Below are 15567 nucleotides of genomic sequence, written 5' to 3'. Positions count from 1 at the left end.
TTTTATGAACGCTTCACAACAAAAAATTTTAATCATCGAGGACGAGTTGTCTATTTTGAACGGCATTTCTGACAAGTTTATGCACGAAGGGTTCCTAGTAACCAAAGCATTTAATGGTCAAGATGGTTTGGATAAGGCACTTAAAGAACATCCTGATTTTATTATAGTTGATAATTTAATGCCAAATACTGATGGTTTTTATTTTTTAGAGAATCTTCGCAAAGATAAGTGGGGTAAAGACGCTCTGGTTATTATGTGGAGTAACTCCCATGATTCCAGCACGATTGGTCGCGCAAAAAAAATAGGAATTCTAGATTTTATGATTAAGAGTGAATGGGAATATCGAGATTTGGTAAAAAAAGTAAGAGAGTATCTTGATGTCAAATAATACTTTTGTAAAATATTAGAAAAATATATGGACACATTACAAAAAAAAGTTCACGTTTTAATCATTGACGACGATGAGGTTATGCGTCGCCTTTATGGCAGTCTAGCCGCAAAGATTGGTTACGAAGTTATTTATTCTCCAGATGCCATTCAGGGAAGAGAACTGGCCAGACGTTTTCAGCCAGATCTTATCTTGATGGATATGAATATGCCCATAGAAGATGGGCTAACAGCATCTAATAGGTTGAAGAAAGAAAAGGAAACAGCTCATATTCCCATTGTTTTGTTAACCAACGCTGATTTGTCGATTGAAGCTGAAAAGTGGATAAAGGAACTTTTAATAGATGATTATATTCAAAAGGGTGTTAGCAACGAGGAGTTTATTGAACGAATTAAGAAAATAATTAATAAAAAATCAACTCCTACCAACCTTTAGTCTCAGTAAATAAAATATTGTATTGTAAAATCTAGAAAATATGCCCAAAACAACCCCAGCTAATTTGGGCATATTTTAATTTTGCAGGGGTAATGTTATTATATTCTATAATTCTTTACGTTCTTCCAGAGCACTGCTTAGCGTTATTTCATCGGCATAGATCAGATCGCTACCCATTGGCAATCCTTTAGCCAGACGACTGATTTTAGCTCCCAGTGGTTTGAGCAGCTTTTGTAAATAGATAATAGTCGATTCGCCTTCGATATCAGGGTTAAAAGCCAGAATAATTTCTTTTATTTCATTATTTTTAATTCTGTTTATTAAAGTTTCAACATTAAGTCTTTGCTGATCTTCCAGCGGATTAACACTACCGCCTAAGACATGGTAGAGACCGTTATAGTTATTAGTGTTTTCAATCGCCGCCAGATCGGTGGTATTGGCTACAACGCAGACAGCAGACTGATCTCTTTTGGGGTTAGAGCAAATATAGCAGGGAGATTTTTCGGAGAAAGTATGACATGTTTCACATGTTGTTACTTTAGTTTTTAGATTTTCTAGAGCTTCTTGCAACCCGGTAATGCGATCTTTGTTTTTAAGCAAATAAAAAACAAATCTTTCCGCGGTTTTTGGACCAATGGTTGGTAGTGCGGAAAATTCTTCAATCAGCCTCTGCATTGTCGGAGGAAATTTAGCCATAAGTCGGCACAAAGCGCTGTATATTTATTACATTCCAGGAAAATTTAGTCCACCCATTGATTGCATAGTTTCGGCCATTAGTCGACGTACACGATCATTGGCTTCTTTGAATAAAGGAGGAATAATGTTTTCGATTTGTCCAGGGGTTAGTTCAGGATTTATTTTGATTTCACGAATTGCTTGGTTGCCATCCATAGTCAGGCTAATTCCGCCACGTTCGACGGTAATGGTTTTTTGTTCCAGGGCATTTTCTAATGTTTTGGCCTGATTTCGCAGATCCTTGAGGTGTTTTATCTTGTTAAACATAATTGTATTATTGCAATTCGTTTTAAATTTATTTTATTCGGACATTTGTGGTTCTTCGGTAAAATTTTGCTCTAGGTCCTTGAAACTGACCTGATCTTCTTCGAAGTACGTTTTGATAATACCAGTCGGACCGTTGCGGTGTTTGGCAACATGAATTTCCGCTAAATGTCGTTCTTCGTGAGTTAGATCTTCGACGCGATATTTACGGTCGGCGGCTTTACGATAAATAAACATTACCACGTCGGCATCTTGCTCGATAGATCCTGATTCGCGTAAATGAGCCAGTTTTGGTATCGCCGGTCCCATTTGTTGTTCGACGGCTCGGGAAAGCTGTGACAGCGCAATCACTGGAACGTTGAGTTCACGGGCAATGCCTTTAAGAGCGCGGGTGATTTCAGCTACTTCCAAAACGCGACTTTCTACATTGCCGCGACCTTCCATGAGTTGCAGATAGTCAAGAATGATTAGACCTAAACCGTGTTCCATTTGCAATCGGCGTGCTTTGGTACGAATTTCCATGACGTTTGTCATAGCAGTATCGTCGATAAAAATCGGCGCTTCAGACAGCACTCCCATGGCGTAGCCAAGTTTGGAGAAATCATCATCGCGATCCGATAGTTTACCGGTGCGCATTTTCCATAAGCCAATGCCGGCTTGCATACAAAGCAAGCGATCGACCAATTGTTCTTTGCTCATTTCCAAAGAAAAAATACCGACCGGAATTTTTTCATTAACCGCAATGTGGCGGGCAAAATCCAGAGCCATGGCGGTTTTACCGACAGACGGACGAGCGGCAAGAACGATTAGATCGGAGCGTTGGAAGCCGGCTAAAAGATTATCAAGCGATTTAAGACCGGAAGCAATACCGCGCAGTTTGCCTTTTTCACGATGTAGTTCGTCAATACGCTCAAAGGCATCAGAGAGGACGCTTTTGATAGGAGTAAAGGCTTGTTTAAGCGATTGTTGCGAAACCGCAAAAAGTTTTCTTTCCGATTTGTCTAAAATATCTTCCACGTCTTCTTTCTCGGAAAAACCAATCTCGGCAATTTCGGTAGCGGCATTGATTAGTTTACGGAGTATGGCTTTTTTGGAAACGATGCGGGCGTAAGTAACAATGTGACTGGCAGTTGGTACGGCATTGGCTAGTGTAGCAAGATAAGTGCGACCCCCGACTTTTTCTAGTTGTTTAGTTTCTTCCAGTCGATTGCCCAGTGAAAGCAAATCAATCGGTTCGCGTTTTTCGTAAAGGTGAAGCATGGCTTCAAAAATAATCCGGTGCGCTTCTTTGTAAAAGTCATCAGAAGTAATAATATCGGAAATTTTGATAATTGCATCTTTGTCGATCAAAAGAGAGCCGAGCATTGATTGTTCGGCTTCGAGGTTTTGTGGAGGTATTTTTTGCAAAATATCGGTCATAGAGGAAATGTTTTTTAGTGCATTCATTTTAGCCTATTTCCTCTTTACTTACAATACAAAAATTGCCCCCAGTTTGTCCCCCCCCAAAAAAAACTTGACTTTTTTCGTAGATGTGCTATAATTAATTCAGCCTAAAAAATCGCACATTAACAATATAAAGGAGGGACGCTAATGGCTAAAAAGCCTGCGCAAAAATACGTAATAGTCAGCGTCCCAGACCGAAAGTTACTGGGATATTCTTGGGCGGTTTCGGCCGCGCAAGCCAAAAATAATTGGCTGTTTAGGAGCGGTGGCATTCAATTATCCTGCGTGAAGTACGGAGTTGCTGCTATGCTGCACTCTGATTACTTGCAGGAACTTAAAGAAAAAAATACTCCACCGGCAAAAAAGCCAAAAAATCAAATTATATTAGCCGCTGAACCAAAACCTGCGGCACCTAAGAAAAATAGTGAACAACTTTCGTTCGCACTGTGAGTCAGTCATCAACAAAAGCGCCAACCAAATGGAAGGCGCTTTTCTCTTTATACAGATTCTATTTTTTTTAATATTCCATTCCTGGATAGAGTGGAAATTTATCAGTCAGCTCCTTCACTTGTTTTTTTACTTCTGCTTTCACTTCATCGTTATCAATATTACAAATTACTTTATCAATCAACTCGGCGACGAGATGCATTTCATTTTCTTTCATTCCGCGGGTGGTAAGAGCTGGTGTGCCAAGACGAATACCGGATGGATCAAAAGGGGAACGGGTGTCATCTGGTATCATATTTTTATTAATTGTGATACCGGCTTGGTCAAGAGCAATTTGCGCTTGTTTGCCACCAACACCTTTTGGTGTGACGTCGATCAGGAGCATGTGATTATCTGTTCCGCCAAAACATAATTTGTAACCACGTTGATTAAATTCTTCTTCCAGTATTTTAGCGTTAGCTTTTATTTGTCTTGCATACTCTTTGTATTCAGGTGTGGCGGCTTCAGCTAGAGCAACGGCAATACCCGCGATATTGTTTTCGTGAGGACCGCCCTGTAGTCCGGGGAAAACCGCTTTGTCGATAGCAGCGGCAAATTTTTCTTTACACATAATCATCGCGCCGCGCGGTCCACGTAAAGTTTTGTGAGTGGTGGTGGTGACGACGTCAAAAATCGGAACCGGGTTGTTCATCTGACCGCCGGCGATCAGTCCGGCGATGTGAGCGATGTCAGCCATGGTGATAGCGCCGATTTCATCGGCGATTTTTTTGATCGCTTCGTATTTGATTTCTCGAGAGTAGGCTGAGTAGCCAACCAAAATAATTTTTGGTTTGTGTTCGATTGCCATTTGTCGAAGATTGGCTAGATCAATCTTTCCTTCGGCGTCGGTTTTGTAGCGAACGAAGTTAAAAATTTTTGCCATCCAAGTAACGGGATGTCCGTGAGTCAAATGTCCACCATGAGACAAATCCATACCAAGTACTGTGTCACCGGGTTGGAGTAGTGCAGAATAAACAATGATGTTAGCTGGTGCGCCAGAGAGCGGCTGAACATTTACGTGCTCGGCGCCAAACAATTTTTTGGCACGTTCGATAGCTAGTCCTTCGATAACGTCGATATTTTCGCAGCCACCATAATAACGTTTACCGATGTAGCCTTCTGAGTATTTGTTGGTGGGGACTGAGCCGAGTGCTTCCAAAACTGCCTCTGAGGCAAAATTTTCCGAAGGGATAAGCTCAAGTCCTTCACGTTGACGAGCCAGCTCTTTTTTAAGTGCTTGATAGATTTCCGGGTCTTGCTTTGCGATAAATTTCATAAAATATAAAAATTAAGATTAATTTATAGATATTTTATCAAATAAGTACTGGTTTGGATATAACCAAGTTTTTGATAATACGAACGGACTCCGATACCGGAAATAACGGCAATTTTGGCAAAGCCTTTGGCGCGGGCGATTTTTTCTGCAGCAGCAACTAGTTTTTTGCCATAGCCAAGGTGTTGAGAGGTTTTACCATGTTTACCTACTGGTATCATTTGGCCGTAAGTATGGACTTCACGAATCATAGCGCAGCCGTCAATTTCTGAAATAAAGTTTTTTTCGGTTTTATCTGGCAGGCGCAGACGGAGAAAGGCAAGTAGGATGTCGTGTTTTTTATCTTCAAAAGACAAGAAGTATTCATCGGCGCCGGCCGCTTTATAATTAATTTTATACAATTTTTGACTTTTGATTTTTGACTTTTGATTTTTGATCTCCCTGCATCTGATACAGCGGCAAGAAACGGTTTTGTCTTGCTCTAACATTTGGCGCAGATTGGAGATTTTGTTGCCGGCAACAATGCTTTCGGCAGGTATATCACGGATCAAACGAGTAATACGAACATAGGGCGGAATGATTTTTTTGATATCCTTGAGCAACTGATAAAGCTGTTTATCCGAATAAGGCTTGTATTTACCTTGTTTCCATAGCTTATATAGCGGTGAAGCTTTAACAACCACGCAAGGATAGATTTTGATTTGATCGGGCTGAAAACGTGAGTCGGTGAAAAGCTGTTTAAATACTCTCAGGTCTTTAGCTTGAGTTGACCCTGGCAGTCCCGGCATCATATGGTAAGTAATTTTGAAACCAGCTTGACGCAGAAACGCGGTTGCTTTGACGACTTGGTCGATTCCATGGCCGCGCAAATTTAGCTTTAATATTTTATCATCAAGGTGTTGAACTCCAAGTTCAACTCTAGTGGCGCCAAATTCGCGCCATTTTTTTATTTCTTTTTCGTTTATATAATCCGGTCGAGTTTCTAGGGTAAGCCCAACACAGCGATGCAGGGTTTTTTCATTCCATTTTTGCGCCTGGGTTAGATTTTTTGCCTTTTTGCCATTAAGACCATCAAAGCAACGTTTGATAAACCAATTTTGGTATTTGGCTGGTAAATAACTCCAAGTACCACCCATAATGATCAGCTCACATTTATCAGTTTCATGACCGTTTTTAGTCAATGCTCGTAAGCGAGTCTGAACCTGCGTATAGGGGTCAAATTTGGTCAAAATAGCCCTCATTACCGCTGGTTCGTTGGACAGGTAGCTTTTGGGCATTTGGGGCTCATTAGGGCAATATAAACACTTTCCCGGACAAGGGTAGGGTTTGGTTAGGACGGCAATTGGAGCTACGCCGGATAAAGTACGGATTTCGCGTTTTTTGAACCATTTTTCTAGATTGGCGTTTTTTTTGATTTCTTTACTTTTTACCATTTTTCGGTAAACTGCTAGTAGTTCTACGGAGGTAGGTGTTGGTATTTTGAGGCGGCGGCAAAAGGTTCTTTTGGCAATATCAAAATCGACCCGAGTAGAAAAGGTTTGCCGGGCAAGGTGTTTGATAAGTTGTTTGGTGGTGATAGACATGAAATGACGGTAAGAAGTTAAGAAAATAAGAAATAAAGAAATTTGTTTATAGCGTCGTCAACTTTTTAATTTCCTAGTTTCTCTATTTCTGTGTATTTATGAAAAAATCTTTAGCACAAGACGTTTTGGCAGATAATCGCAATACTTACAATCTTATTGCGGAAAAGTTTTCTAATACTCGAAATAGACAATGGCCGACTATCGAGCGGCTGGCAGAAAAATATGTTACGGCAAAAAACAAGATTTTGGATGTCGGTTGTGGTAATGGTCGCCTTTATGATTTGTTGCAAGGAAAAGATGTCGATTACCTTGGGATTGATTCTAGTGACAACCTGATAAAGCTAGCTGGCGCTACCGGTGGTCGGTTTATAGTTAAGGATATATTAGATTTAGATTTCGGGCAAGAATTTGACGTTGTTTTTGCTATTGCGGTTATCAACCATTTGCCGAATAAAGACTTGAGATTGAAGACACTCGGCAATATTTTTGCAGCTCTCAAAAAAGATGGCTACCTGATAATGACCAACTGGAACCTGTGGCGGTTATCGATAAGACAAAAAACAGTTTGGAAATATTTATTGCGCGGTAAAGCGAAAAAGCAAAAAGGATCTTTTCGCGACGTGGTTACTTATTTTCATGATCAAGATAGTGAGTATCCATTATACTATTACGCTTTTACTCTGTATGAGCTAAAAAAATTGGTTCGTCGCGCTGGATTTAAGGTGGTTGAGGCTTATTACGAAAAAAATGGTAAAAAGTCTTGGTGGGGCGCGGGCAATAATCTAGTTTTGGTTTGTCAAAAATAATAAGGTATAATAAAAGAGACAAGAGACAAGAGACAAGAGACAAGAGACAAGAATATAGAGATAAGAGTATAGATATGACAATTTTTAGAGGCGCTGAATTTAGCACTATTCAAAATAAAATGCCGGCCGAAGAATGGGGCTGGGATGATTTTATAAAAGATTGGCGGGATAACGTAAATGAATATTTAAATCCCGAAGTAGATGTTGAGTTGGTGGTTGAATATTTTTTTAAGCCCGTCTACAGGTGTTATAGCGATTGTTTGGCTTTAATTAAGGATTCTGGGCAAACTACGGAAAATCAAGAAGTGATAGTTAGTAGGCTAAATTTAGCCATGACCAATGTTTCTGAGTATGGTCAAAGAAGTGTACCCAATATTATTTTAAGTATTAAAGATAAAAAGGAAGATAATACGAGTTACGCAAAAGATTTAAACTATCTTTTGGATCAATTGATCGAAAATATTAAGGACGCCAATGCCGTGCTGTACAAAAAATACGAGGAAAAAGCACAGGCTAAAAAAATAGTAACAAAATAAATGGACCTAAAAGATTATCAAAATATATACTTTCTCGGTATCAAGGGTGCTGGTATGACCGCCATGGCGCAGATGCTGAAGAAAATTGGCAAAAATGTTTGGGGCAGCGATATACCCGAAACTTTTTTTACTGATGAAGTCTTAGCCAAAGATGGAATAAAGGTTTTGTCGCCATTTGCGGCAGGGAATATCACCGATGATATTGATTTAATTATTTATTCCACAGCCTATAACGAAAAAAATGAAGAGTTTAAATTTGCCAAAGAAAAGGGGATGACAATGCTGAGTTATCCGCAGAGCCTTGGTTTACTCTTTAAAGATCACTACGGTATTGCTGTTTGTGGCGCTCATGGTAAAACAACTACGACAGCTATGCTGGGCTATGTTTTACAGGAATTAGGACAAGATCCACTAGTAATAGTTGGCTCAGCCGTTGATCAACTTGGTGGTAATGCCAGATTTGGCCAGGGTAAATACTTGGTAGTTGAGGCTGACGAATATCAAAATAAATTGCAGTATTATAGTCCTAAAGCTGTAATTTTAACTTCGGCTGACTTTGATCATCCGGATTTTTTTGCCGACCAAAACGCTTACAATCAGGTTTTTAAAGACTTTGTCGCAAGAATACCGGTCGACGGACTGCTTATTGCTTTTGTTGATGATGCAAATGTGGCTGAGATAATCAGGCAAGCTAAGTGTCGAGTTATAGAATATCATAAAAATCAAAAAGGTTTACCGACAATTAATTTGCAATTATCGGGCGAACACAATATTTGGAATGCAACAGCGATTTTACTTTTACTTAAAGAGCTTGGCCTAGACATAGATAAAGCGGCGGAAGTATTGTCGCAGTTCAAAGGCACAAAGAGACGATTTGAGTTTCTCGGTGAAAAAGACGGAATACTAGTTTATGACGATTTTGCCCACCATCCGGTAGAAATTCAGAAATTACTAAAAGCTGCCCGAACAAAATTTCCTGGCAAAAAAATTTGGGCGGTTTTTCAGGCTCATACTTATACCCGTACCAAGGCACTGCTAAAAGAGTTTGGCGAATCTTTTACCGATGCTGATGAAGTAATCGTTTTGGATATATTTGGCTCGGCTCGCGAAGAGCACGGCGGGGTGACGACGAAACAGCTAGTGGATGAAATTGACAAAAATTCTCACAATGCTTCTTACCGTGGTACAATAGATGATGTAACCAAATATTTGCGCCAAAATGCCAAAACCGGCGATGTTATCATGACTATTGGTGCCGGAGAAAATTGGCAAGTAGGTGTGAATTTTTTAGAAAATATATGATATTACTTAACTTTGGAGGACAGGAACAACTTAAAGCTTCGGAGGCGGTTTGCGGGCCTCATGATCATGATAATGAGGCGCAGGAAAAAGACGAAAAACTGGAAGGCGATGACAGTGAAATTGGGGACAAGTGGGATAAAATGTACGGAGATGACGCGCTCCCAATAGGAGAAAAGATGAACAAAGTTTTTCAGGGTCGTTGGAATGAAACCCATAAAGGCAAAAGACTGCCTAGCGGAAGAAAACGCTAGAATATTATGCCGACAAAAAATAAAATAGAATTAAACGGTGTTCGTGAGAATATCTGTTTATCATCGTATACCACTTTTCAAATTGGCGGACAGGCAAAATATTTTTTTGTTGCCAAATCGGAAAAAGACATAGTCGAGGCAATTAATTGGGCTAAGCAGGAAAAAATGAATTATTTTATTTTGGGCGGCGGCAGCAATCTTCTTGTTTCCGATGATGGTTTTGACGGTTTGATAGTAAAAAATGAAAACATTGATTTTTTTCAGGAAGGCACAAAAGTCGTGGCTGGTTCCGGATTAAATCTTGGTTTTTTTGTAAATAAATGTTTAGAGAGCGATCTGACCGGCGCCGAATTTCTTGCTGGTATCCCTGGTACAGTCGGCGGAGCTGTTCGTGGTAATGCCGGTGCTTGGGGTAATGAGATCGGACAAATTGTTGAAAGCGTTAAAATATTTGACGGAAAATCGGCGGCAGAGCTGGATGCTAAAAATTGTCATTTCGAATATCGCGGTAGTCTGATTAAAGAAAAAAATTATGCTATTTTAAGCGTTACGTTTAAATTGGTTCGCGGAGACGTTGTAACGGCAGAAAAACAAATGCGCGATTATCAGTGGCAGCGTTCAACTAAACAGCCATTGGACAAGCCATGCGCCGGATCAATTTTTAAAAATGTTAAACTGACCCAATCCAGTGTTGAGATGATAAAAAAAGAACTTGACATCACTGACGAAGAATTTGCCGACTTAACCAAGTCAGGACAGATACCAGCCGGATATATTATTTCTCGGTTGGACTTACAAGGAAAAATTATCGGCGGCGCGCAGATTTCTACTAAGCACGCCAATTTTATAGTCAATATTAATACCGCTGTCGCTGGAGATGTTATTGGGCTTATTAGCTTGATTAAACAGCAAGTACGCGATCGGCTGGGTATACAACTCGAAGAAGAGATCCAGTATCTGGGATTTTAAATAAATAAAAATAAATATATGAATCTCAACATCAAGGCGACAAACATTGAATTAACTCCGGCGATAAAAAAATACGTCGAGGCAAAAACCGTAATGCTGGAAAAATATTTTTCCGGAATATTGGATGTAAAAGCCGAAGTCGAACTGACCACTCATCATCATCATAAGGGGCAGATTTATCGCGCCGAGCTTAACGTTTTAGTGCCGGGTAAATTACTTCGGGTGGAAAAAGTAACCAAAGATCTGTATAAGTCTATCGATAAGGTTAAAGATCATATGGCGTTGGAACTAAAAAAATTTAAAGAAAAAAAGGCGGATAAGGTCAGGCGCGGAGACAAAAAAAACAAATAAAACATTGCTTTTTATCTATATTTTTGATACAATTTCCCTACTTAATTAAAAAGTGGGGATTTTGTTATTTTATGTCTATTTTTAAGAAAATTTTTGGCGATCCCAATGTCAAGGAAGTCGCTGAAATACAAAAAAATATTGTAGCGGCGATTAACGCTATCGAACCGGAATTTGCGGCATTGACAGACGAGCAGTTAAAGAATAAAACCGTTGAGTTTAAAGAAGTGTTGGCGACCGGTAAAACTTTGGATGATATTTTGGTACCGGCTTTTGCAGCGGTGCGTGAAGCATCAAGAAGAACTTTGGGGATGCGTCATTTCGATGTTCAGTTGATTGGCGGTTATATTCTGCATAAAGGAAAAATAGCGGAGATGAAAACCGGGGAAGGAAAAACTTTAGTTGCCACGTTAGCGGCTTATCTAAACGCCTTAGAGGGAAAAGGTGTCCATTTAGTTACGGTAAATGATTATTTGGCTAAACGTGATGCTTGTTGGATGGGTCAGGTGTACAGTTTTTTGGGACTCAGCGTTGGTATTTTGCAAAATCAATTGATTTCTTATATTTACGATCCGGAAAACACCTCGGAAGATTATTTGGATCGCGTGCGAAAAAGTTCGCGTCAAGAAGCTTATCGCACCGATATCACTTATGGTACTAATAATGAGTTTGGATTTGATTATTTGCGCGACAACATGGTAGTTGCTTTAGACGAAATGTCACAGCGGCAACAGCATTATGCTATTGTTGATGAAATCGATTCAATTTTGATTGATGAGGCGAGGACACCGTTGATTATTTCTGCTCCCGCTGAAGAATCAACTGATCAGTATTATCGCTTTGCCCAGTTGGTTCGTCAGTTGAAAGAAAACGAAGATTACAATATTGATGAAAAATTGCGCGCAGCGACATTGACTGAAGGCGGGATAACAAAGATGGAAAAAGCTTTAGGTATGGAAAATATTTATACCGAAGGCGGTATCAGTACGGTTCATCATTTAGAGCAGGCATTGAAAGCTTTAGTGTTATTTAAACGTGATCGTGATTATGTGGTTAGTAATGACGAAGTAATAATCGTTGATGAGTTTACCGGTCGATTGATGCCGGGAAGAAGATATTCCGAAGGACTGCATCAAGCATTAGAAGCCAAAGAGGGTGTTAATGTTCAGCGAGAGAGTCAGACACTTGCCACTATTACTTTTCAAAATCTTTTTCGCATGTACAAAAAACTTTCCGGCATGACTGGCACGGCGGCGACGGAAGCCGAGGAATTCGCTAAAATTTATAATCTTGATGTTACGCCGATTCCGACTCATCGCCCCATGGTGCGTCATGATATGAATGATTTGATTTATAAAAACGAAAAGGGGAAATTTTCCGCAGTGGTGCAAAAAGTGAAGGAGTTGAATGAAAAAGGTCAGCCGGTTTTAATCGGTACTATTTCTATCGAAAAAAACGAAATACTTTCAGATTTGCTGTCGCGCGAGGGAATATCGCATCAGATTTTGAACGCAAAAAATCATGAGCAGGAAGCGCAGATTATCGCTGACGCCGGTCGGGTTGGAGCGGTAACTTTGGCAACTAATATGGCTGGTCGCGGCGTTGATATTATTTTGGGAGGTGCTCCGCCAACAAAAGATTCAGCACAGTATACTCAGTGGGAAGAGGAACATAAAAAAGTTGTTGCTCTGGGCGGTTTACTGGTTTTAGGTACTGAGCGACATGAGTCGCGTCGAATCGACAATCAATTGCGCGGACGTTCCGGTCGTCAGGGGGACCCCGGAGTTTCTCAGTTTTGTATTTCTCTAGAAGATGATTTGATGCGTATTTTTGGTCCGGAGAGGATAAAAGGAATGATGGAGTTCCTCAAAGTTCCCGACGATATGCCGATTGAAAACAAAATGATTAACTCCTCGATTGAGGCAGCGCAGAGAAAGGTGGAGGGTAATAATTTTGACACTCGAAAACATTTGGTTGAATACGACGATGTAATGAATAAACAGCGCGAAACTATTTATCGCCGCCGCCGTGAAGCTTTGGAGGCAAAAACTGATTTAAAAAATGAAATTTTATCTTTGGTTAAAAACGAAATAGAAAAAGTGGTAGAATTTCATACCGCCGAAGATTATCCTGATAATTGGAATCTCGAAGAGATATATGAAACAGTCAATTCTATTTTTTCAGTTGGTATTGATGTTCGCCTCAAATTAACTGATATTGAAGAAAGAGAAAAGAAGAGCGGTTTGCATGGCGATGAAGCGCGGCAAGCGATCGGTGGTTATTTATACGAGTTAGCGGTTAATAAATACAACGAACAAGAAAAAGAAATAACGACTTTAAGCAGCGGCAACGTAAATGCAATTCGTGATGTGGAAAAAGGAATAATTTTACGCAGTATTGATACTTTATGGGTAGAACATCTTGATGCAATCGATCATTTGCGTCGTGGTATCGGACTGCGCGGCTATGGTCAGCATGATCCGTTGCTGGAATATAAAAAAGAAGCTTTTTTAATGTTCAAGCAGCTCTTGAGCGCGATTCAACAGCAAATAGTTTATAGTATATACAAGGTCAGCGCCGGTATGTCGCTTAGTCGTTCTTTACTTGATCGGCAGGGCGTTTCATTGTTCGGCGCCAGTGAAAACGTTTCCGCTTTTTCTGGTGATATAAAACCGGGTGAGTCAAAACAACCGGTTTCCGTGAGCGGTAAGATGAAAAATGAAGAAGGGGATAAAGTCGGTCGTAATGATTTATGCCCTTGCGGTTCGGGTAAAAAGTATAAGAAGTGTCATGGGAAATAATATGGCAATAATCAAGAAAAAAATTTGGCCAGAATATTTTGATGCGGTAGCTTCTGGAAAGAAGAAATATGAGCTTCGTCTCAACGATTTTGAAATCAATGAAGGCGATGTACTTATACTTGAAGAATGGAATCCCGAAACGAAAGAATATACTGGAAGAAAAATTGAAAAGAAAGTGACTTATGTTGGAAAATTCAAGATAGATAAATTGTTTTGGTCAGAAGAGCGGATAAAAGAGAAGGGGATTCAAATTATTTCTTTAGAATAATTCTGCGAACAAGCATTGAAGATCAAAAATTGTCATGGAAAATAAAGAGGTTAGTATTGAAATATCTTCGTGTGTTGATTTCTCTTCTGGAGTGACAGAAGGGCGCTATTTTAATCCTCTTATTGAGAGGATGGAGGTTGAGCAGTTCGAATTAAATCAATGGGGGGCAAAAAATAGAATTAAAATATTTTTTCCGACTGACCAAGCAAACGATTCAATTTTTAATATGGCTGAGGAGTTTAGGTCTAAGCTGGTTTCTCTGTTTGTTTTAATATCTAATTGTGATGTTAGCGCAAGGGACGAAATTGTTTTAGAAGAGCTGAACGGAAACGTGGTAACGGAAGTTAGGCGGGGTGACGAGAGGGAAATTAAGCGTAGAATTGGTCCTCTTATTAAATTTGAAATAACAAAATCAAAAATATCGGAAGTGTCTGAGTTGGAATGGAACGCCTTAAAAAGATTTAAGGAAACCTTCTTATCAATTGATTTTTCCAAGAAATTGGAGTCTTTATTTAGCGCTATTGACACCCTTGCCAAAAACGATTTTTCAGAAGCGGCTGGAGTAAGAGATAGAATGGAAAAATATTTGTTAAATTTAAATATTCCTAAAGAAATAGTTAATGCGATACCGAAGGATAGAGGTTTAAAAATTCATGAAAATACCATTCCGTCAGGCGCGGATAAATATTTTGCATCTTTAAGAGAAAGGGTCGCCGATGACTTTGCGATTAGATTCGGAGTAAGAATACAAAAATCCAAGATACAAATTGGGGATCAGTTTCAAATTATTGGCAGTAAAAAATAAAGTATATGCCAAAATCAAAGTTTAAACCAAAACCAGGACAAATAGATTTTACTCATGTCCGCTTCGCTCCGGTGATTAATTGCGTTTTAAAATACAAAGATAAAATATTACTAGTGCAGCGCAGCAAAGATTTGAATTTTTATCCCGGATACTGGAACGGCATATCTGGTTTTCTTGACGATCATAGACGCCTAAAAGAAAAGGTTGTTGACGAGATAAGGGAAGAACTTGGTATGAACGAAAACATGATCAAAAGTATTAAGCTCGGAGAGATAGTTGATCAGGAGGCGCCAAAATACAAGAAGACATGGGTGGTTCATCCAGTTTTGGTGGAAGTTAAAACCGACAAAGTTAAGCTGGATTGGGAGGCACGGGACTATAAATGGCTTAAAATAGCAGAAGTAAAGAAGCTAAAGCTTTTGCCTGGATTTAATCAGGTTTTGGAAAAACTTTTTTTTGAAAAAAAGTTATGATGTTGACAAGACGGTTGAGATTTCGTGCGGTCAATCGCGATATATTTGAAGCTATTTGCGATGGTACTAAAAAAATAGAAACTCGTGCCGCTACGATCAAATTTCAAAATATAAAAGAGGGCGATAAGCTGGTTTTAGTTTGTGGTAAAGGCAAGGTTGAGAAAGTTGTTAAAACGGCTGATTACGTCGCCAGTATAGCGGCGTTATTAAAAAAGTATAAAGTTAAAGACATTAATCCTTTTATCAAAACAGCTAATGATCTGGAAAAAAAATGTATTATAGCTTTCCTGGCTACAAAGAAAAGATAAAAAAATACGGGTTGGTAGCAATTAGATTTAAATAATTTCATAAAAAATAAAGCCGTCGACGGTCACACTTGACCCTGAGTTCGGGGCGGCGTG

19 protein-coding genes are annotated in these 15567 nt (G+C 39.5%); 14 read left to right on the top strand and 5 right to left on the bottom strand.

Annotated elements, in window-relative coordinates:
• The first annotated feature begins 4 nt into the window (after positions 1 to 4).
• Both WC310_04580 and WC310_04575 read left to right on the top strand, forming a co-directional pair.
• Positions 5 to 388 carry a response regulator gene (locus WC310_04580; protein ID MFA5359061.1) on the top strand — a complete coding sequence of 128 codons (384 nt, stop codon included), beginning with the start codon at positions 5 to 7 and terminating at the stop codon, positions 386 to 388.
• A gap of 27 nt (positions 389 to 415) precedes the next feature.
• Positions 416 to 823 carry a response regulator gene (locus tag WC310_04575; protein MFA5359060.1) on the top strand — a complete coding sequence of 136 codons (408 nt, stop codon included), beginning with the start codon at positions 416 to 418 and terminating at the stop codon, positions 821 to 823.
• Positions 824 to 928: 105 nt separating this feature from the next.
• Here WC310_04575 and recR read toward each other — a convergent pair whose 3' ends face one another.
• Genes recR through dnaB form a run of 3 tightly spaced genes read right to left on the bottom strand, consistent with a single transcriptional unit; the run spans position 929 to position 3268 of the window.
• The gene (gene recR, locus WC310_04570; protein MFA5359059.1) at positions 929 to 1519 is read right to left on the bottom strand and encodes a recombination mediator RecR; all 591 of its coding nucleotides are present in this window, start codon (positions 1517 to 1519) and stop codon (positions 929 to 931) included.
• Between the two features lie 27 nt (positions 1520 to 1546).
• A complete protein-coding gene (locus WC310_04565) occupies positions 1547 to 1825 on the bottom strand; it encodes a YbaB/EbfC family nucleoid-associated protein (protein ID MFA5359058.1) in 279 nt (92 codons plus the stop codon).
• Between the two features lie 33 nt (positions 1826 to 1858).
• Complete coding sequence (gene dnaB, locus WC310_04560) at positions 1859 to 3268, bottom strand: replicative DNA helicase (GenBank protein ID MFA5359057.1); 1410 nt, start codon at positions 3266 to 3268, stop codon at positions 1859 to 1861.
• A 144-nt stretch (positions 3269 to 3412) separates the two neighbouring features.
• On the opposite strand from dnaB, the gene WC310_04555 reads away from it, so the two are divergent.
• Positions 3413 to 3715 carry a hypothetical protein gene (locus WC310_04555; GenBank protein ID MFA5359056.1) on the top strand — a complete coding sequence of 101 codons (303 nt, stop codon included), beginning with the start codon at positions 3413 to 3415 and terminating at the stop codon, positions 3713 to 3715.
• A 67-nt stretch (positions 3716 to 3782) separates the two neighbouring features.
• On the opposite strand, the gene glyA is transcribed toward WC310_04555, so the two are convergent.
• Positions 3783 to 5027 (bottom strand): serine hydroxymethyltransferase, encoded by a 1245-nt coding sequence (glyA, locus tag WC310_04550; protein ID MFA5359055.1) that lies wholly within the window; start codon positions 5025 to 5027, stop codon positions 3783 to 3785.
• 23 nt (positions 5028 to 5050) lie between these two features.
• Entirely contained in the window at positions 5051 to 6607 is a 1557-nt protein-coding gene (locus tag WC310_04545) for a tRNA uridine(34) 5-carboxymethylaminomethyl modification radical SAM/GNAT enzyme Elp3 (protein ID MFA5359054.1), read from the bottom strand.
• 98 nt (positions 6608 to 6705) lie between these two features.
• Here WC310_04545 and WC310_04540 point away from each other — a divergent pair, with 98 nt between their 5' ends.
• The 11 genes from WC310_04540 (at position 6706) to WC310_04490 (ending at position 15474) form a co-directional block, all read left to right on the top strand.
• Positions 6706 to 7413: a methyltransferase domain-containing protein gene (locus WC310_04540; GenBank protein ID MFA5359053.1), complete on the top strand. Its 708-nt coding sequence runs from the start codon at positions 6706 to 6708 to the stop codon at positions 7411 to 7413.
• A 74-nt stretch (positions 7414 to 7487) separates the two neighbouring features.
• Positions 7488 to 7949 carry a hypothetical protein gene (locus WC310_04535; GenBank protein ID MFA5359052.1) on the top strand — a complete coding sequence of 154 codons (462 nt, stop codon included), beginning with the start codon at positions 7488 to 7490 and terminating at the stop codon, positions 7947 to 7949.
• Positions 7950 to 9251 carry a UDP-N-acetylmuramate--L-alanine ligase gene (gene murC, locus WC310_04530; GenBank protein ID MFA5359051.1) on the top strand — a complete coding sequence of 434 codons (1302 nt, stop codon included), beginning with the start codon at positions 7950 to 7952 and terminating at the stop codon, positions 9249 to 9251.
• On the top strand, positions 9248 to 9502 hold the full coding sequence (locus tag WC310_04525) for a hypothetical protein (GenBank protein ID MFA5359050.1): 255 nt from the start codon (positions 9248 to 9250) through the stop codon (positions 9500 to 9502). Before murC ends, WC310_04525 begins: the two co-directional genes overlap by 4 nt.
• Positions 9503 to 9508: 6 nt before the next feature.
• The gene (gene murB / locus WC310_04520; GenBank protein MFA5359049.1) at positions 9509 to 10471 is read left to right on the top strand and encodes a UDP-N-acetylmuramate dehydrogenase; all 963 of its coding nucleotides are present in this window, start codon (positions 9509 to 9511) and stop codon (positions 10469 to 10471) included.
• Positions 10472 to 10489: 18 nt separating this feature from the next.
• Positions 10490 to 10822, top strand: a complete 333-nt coding sequence (gene raiA, locus WC310_04515; protein MFA5359048.1) for a ribosome-associated translation inhibitor RaiA — start codon at positions 10490 to 10492, stop codon at positions 10820 to 10822.
• 71 nt (positions 10823 to 10893) lie between these two features.
• Positions 10894 to 13620 (top strand): preprotein translocase subunit SecA, encoded by a 2727-nt coding sequence (gene secA / locus WC310_04510; protein ID MFA5359047.1) that lies wholly within the window; start codon positions 10894 to 10896, stop codon positions 13618 to 13620.
• A gap of 1 nt (position 13621) precedes the next feature.
• A complete protein-coding gene (locus WC310_04505) occupies positions 13622 to 13888 on the top strand; it encodes a DUF3850 domain-containing protein (GenBank protein MFA5359046.1) in 267 nt (88 codons plus the stop codon).
• A gap of 34 nt (positions 13889 to 13922) precedes the next feature.
• Positions 13923 to 14693, top strand: a complete 771-nt coding sequence (locus WC310_04500) for a hypothetical protein (GenBank protein ID MFA5359045.1) — start codon at positions 13923 to 13925, stop codon at positions 14691 to 14693.
• Positions 14694 to 14698: 5 nt separating this feature from the next.
• Positions 14699 to 15166, top strand: coding sequence for an NUDIX domain-containing protein (locus WC310_04495; protein MFA5359044.1), 468 nt, complete (start codon positions 14699 to 14701; stop codon positions 15164 to 15166).
• A complete protein-coding gene (locus WC310_04490) occupies positions 15163 to 15474 on the top strand; it encodes a hypothetical protein (protein MFA5359043.1) in 312 nt (103 codons plus the stop codon). Before WC310_04495 ends, WC310_04490 begins: the two co-directional genes overlap by 4 nt.
• Positions 15475 to 15567 lie beyond the last annotated feature (93 nt).

The sequence above is a fragment of the Patescibacteria group bacterium genome (assembly GCA_041653535.1).
Classification (GTDB): domain Bacteria; phylum Patescibacteriota; class Patescibacteriia; order JACRDY01; family JACRDY01; genus JBAZFH01.
Note: the sequence above shows the minus strand (reverse complement) of the source record. Positions and strands in the feature narration are given on the sequence as shown.